Raw genomic sequence first — 3,825 nt, 5'->3', positions numbered from 1 at the left:
CTGGTATAAAAGCCAGATATTTTAGTGTTGCAATGGAAATTGCATTTTAGTAAATAGCCAACTTAAGGCTATTTTTTATATGGGCAAATTGATTAATTGTTGTTTTTCTTGATTTCTTTAAGACGTGCTGATTTACCTTTACGGTCTCTCATGTAGAATAATCTTTGTCTACGAACCTTGTTTGAACGAACTACTTCGATGTGAGCAATTAAAGGTGAATGTAGAGGGAATGTTCTTTCAACACCAACTCCGTATGAGTCTTTTCTAACTGTGAAAGCTTCTCTTGTACCTGATTCTTTTTTGCTGATTACTAAACCTTCGAAAACTTGGATACGTTCTTTTTCGCCTTCACGGATACGTACGTGAACTCTAACGTTATCACCTGTTTTAAATTCAGGTAAGTCTGAACGTAATTGTGATTTTTCAACTAACTCTAATAAATTATTTCTCATTTTTAATCCTTTCAATAATGTCAGGTCTATTCTTTAGGGTTTTAGCCCATTGAGCCTGATCTTTTCATTCTTTAATTTTCTTATGATCTCCACTAAATAGTACTTCAGGAACTTTCATCCCTTTATATTCGCGAGGGCGAGTATATTGTGGATAATCTAACAATCCAATACCTTGAAATGAATCATAAATATGTGATTCTTCTTTTATAACGCCAGGTAATAATCTAATAATACTATCAGCCATTACCATTGAAGGTAATTCACCACCTGTTAAAACATAGTCACCAATTGATAATTCTAAATCAACTAGTTCAACTACACGTTCATCAAATCCTTCATATCTACCTGAGATAAAAGTAATTTGATCATATTGTGATAACTCTTGAGCTATCTCTTGTGTAAATGTCTTTCCTTGAGGTGATACAAGAATCTTGTAACCACCACGGTTAGGTAATGAATCTAATGCTAAGTCAATTGGTTCTACTTGAAGTAGAAGCCCGTGTCCACCACCATAGATTTCATCATCTACTTTACGATGTTTATCTTGACTAAACTCTCTAAAATCAACTACAGAAAAATCTACTAATTCTTTTTCTTTAGCTCTTTTAACTATACTTTCGTTTATAAAAGGTTCAAAGTAATTTGGAAATAATGTAAGAAAATTAATTTTCATTATTTTTTAAGTTCTAAAGTTAAATTGTGAGCTCTAAATAAGTTAGCTACTGTAACAGTTGGTTTAGCACCTTGTTTAATTCATTTTGAAGTTAATTCTTTATCTAAAACAAATTCCTTTGTTTTAGGGTTGTAGTGTCCTAAAGCTTCGATAAATTTACCATCACGTGGAGCTCTTGAGTCAGCTGCAACGATTTTGTAAACTGGTCTAAATTTATCACCCATTCTTTTTAATCTAATTTTAACCATTTGTCCTCCTTAGGTGTCAAGCTTTAGTGCTTGACAGCATTTAAATATGAATATATTATAGTAGAAAGTTGCATATTTTTAAATATTTTTATTTTTTTATTTTGATGGTGCAAAAAAGTGGATTTATAGCAACAACATTGATAATTTTTTGAAAGTAGCAACTTGATTTGTGGAATTTTCTGCCTATTTTTCAGAAAAATAAGCCATATTTGTGGAAAACTAAAAGATTTCCACATTATAAGTACTATTTTGAATATAACAGTGTGATTTATATTAGAATTAAATTAATATAAAGGAAAATTGGAGAAAATATGAAAAAAATGAAAACTATCTTGCTTTCTTTAGTTGGATTAACAGCTATTACATTGCCAGCTGTAGCTGTAGCATGTAATAAAACTGAACCAAAAGATGATGAAGCTAAAGAAAAAGAAAATATTGCTAAATTAATTAAGGAACAACAAGTAACTGCTGATGTAAATGACAAGGCTAATATGTTAGCAAGTGCAGTAACAACTGCAAATGTAACACTATCAGGTTATAATGCTGAAATGTTTAGCTCAGTTGTTAATAGTGTGGAAGCAATTCAAAATACAGTTAAAGTTGCATATACATTAAAATCTATTAAATTTAATGATATTACAGCTAATGGTGAAGTTGTAATCACAGGATTCAAGGAACCAGAAGCACAAGTAAATCCAGTAACAGGTGGTGGAGAAACTAACCCTTCTACAGATGGGGTGGACAATAATCCTTCAACAGGTACGCCAAAAAATCCGGGAAGTGAAAAGCCATCACCTAAACCTGTTGATGGTAAAACCCCAACAGATGATGGAACAAAACCAGGGGCAGGTGAACAACCTGTAACAGGAAATCCTACACCAAGCGATGGAGGAAAACCTTCAACAGGAACAGGTGATAATCCTGATAAAAACCCATCTACGCCTGAACCAACACCAGTAGTGACACCACAACCAGTTAGTGAAGAACAAGATCCTGAATTAGTAGAACTTGGAATTAAAAATGGAAATAACATATATGAAGTTATACCAGGAGCTGTAAATGATGCTGTAATAAGTGCTTTAAAAGGTAAGGAAGCTGTAAATTATCTATACAAATCATATGAAATTGCAACAAGAAGAAAAAATGGAATTAGCTACTTACAATTAAAATCAGATATAGATGGCTCAAAATTCCAACTTGCTAATGCTGATAAACCTACATTCTCACCAAAATCAGGTGGAACATACCCTAACGGAATCTTATCATACACATTTGATAGCTCAACAAATACATTAACATTTACATATAAATTTGCTATTAAAGGTGATAACAAATCTTATAAATATACTGATAAAGTATATAAATCAGTAGTTCAATTAGAAAAAGCTGACAACATTTCAACTGGTGAAATAGAATCTCATCCTCAACCTATTGCACAACCATCTACGGAACCTGTTATAGTTCCTAGTGCAAAAGCTACAACATATGAATATACATATGATCCTTCAAATAAATATTATGCATCACTAGATGGATTAAAAGGTCAAGAATTATTAGTAGCTCTAAATAAACTACAAGCAGGAAAAACAGAAACAGGAAATTACAAAACACTACCTAATTTTTACAACAACACAAAAGCATTTAGAGATAAATACTATGAAAATGATGGAACAATGTTAGATATTTACTCAGAAAATCCATACGGAAAAGATCCATACAATTTTGCAATATACGAAACAAATAATGGTGGTAATGAAGGTGATGGAATGAATAGAGAACACATTGTTCCACAATCATGATTTAATAAATTTGATATCATGAGAAATGACCCAATTCATGTTTGACCTACAGATATTAAAGTAAATAATAGAAGAAGCAATTTTCCACATGATAATGTTGTAGGCTCAGTTGAATATACATCTAGAAATGGATCAAAATTAGGTGTTAACAATATAGGACAAAAAGTTTTTGAACCTATTGATGCATTTAAAGGTGATATCGCAAGAGCTTATTTATACTTCGGTATAACATATGGAAACTTTAGAACAGGAACAGAAGATGGCTCAAAAGGACACTCATTAATTAGAGAAACAAGTGAATCAAGAGAAGTGTTTACAGAAGATGCTCCATTTTTTACAGAACATTACTTAAAAACATACACAGATTGAACTGCTAAAGATCCAGTTGATCCATTTGATGTTGACAGAAATAATATAACATCAGAATGAACTAAAAACCACAGAAGAAATCCATTTATCGATTACCCTAACTTAGCTGAAAACCTTTATGGACCAAATCCTAAACCATTTAAAAATTTAGGTGTTTTAGTTAAAGCTACTCCAATTGCTGAAACCAACTAATTTGAAATAAAAATTGTCAACCTATATAGGCTGACATTTCTGGAGTGTAATCTCCAGTGCAACACAAAAATATCTGGCCTAAGTCAGATATT

General features: G+C 31.7%; 4 protein-coding genes. 1 reads left to right on the top strand and 3 read right to left on the bottom strand.

The genetic code is table 4. The annotated features are described in order from the left end of the window. Nucleotides 1-92 precede the first annotated feature (92 nt). Genes rplS through rpsP form a run of 3 tightly spaced genes read right to left on the bottom strand, consistent with a single transcriptional unit; the run spans nt 93 to nt 1,373 of the window. Nucleotides 93-452 (bottom strand): 50S ribosomal protein L19, encoded by a 360-nt coding sequence (rplS, locus tag ACX1M8_RS03415; protein ID WP_458797756.1) that lies wholly within the window; start codon nt 450-452, stop codon nt 93-95. After that, nucleotides 442-1,125: a tRNA (guanosine(37)-N1)-methyltransferase TrmD gene (trmD, locus tag ACX1M8_RS03410; protein ID WP_458797755.1), complete on the bottom strand. Its 684-nt coding sequence runs from the start codon at nt 1,123-1,125 to the stop codon at nt 442-444. The genes rplS and trmD overlap by 11 nt, the downstream gene beginning before the upstream one ends. Next, complete coding sequence (gene rpsP / locus ACX1M8_RS03405) at nt 1,125-1,373, bottom strand: 30S ribosomal protein S16 (RefSeq protein ID WP_078747295.1); 249 nt, start codon at nt 1,371-1,373, stop codon at nt 1,125-1,127. Before rpsP ends, trmD begins: the two co-directional genes overlap by 1 nt. Before the next feature lie 311 nt (nt 1,374-1,684). On the opposite strand from rpsP, the gene ACX1M8_RS03400 reads away from it, so the two are divergent. Continuing rightward, the gene (locus ACX1M8_RS03400; protein WP_458836801.1) at nt 1,685-3,733 is read left to right on the top strand and encodes an endonuclease; all 2,049 of its coding nucleotides are present in this window, start codon (nt 1,685-1,687) and stop codon (nt 3,731-3,733) included. The last annotated feature ends 92 nt before the right edge of the window (nt 3,734-3,825 follow it).

This window comes from Mycoplasma tracheobuteonis, assembly GCF_054456995.1.
Note: the sequence above shows the minus strand (reverse complement) of the source record. Positions and strands in the feature narration are given on the sequence as shown.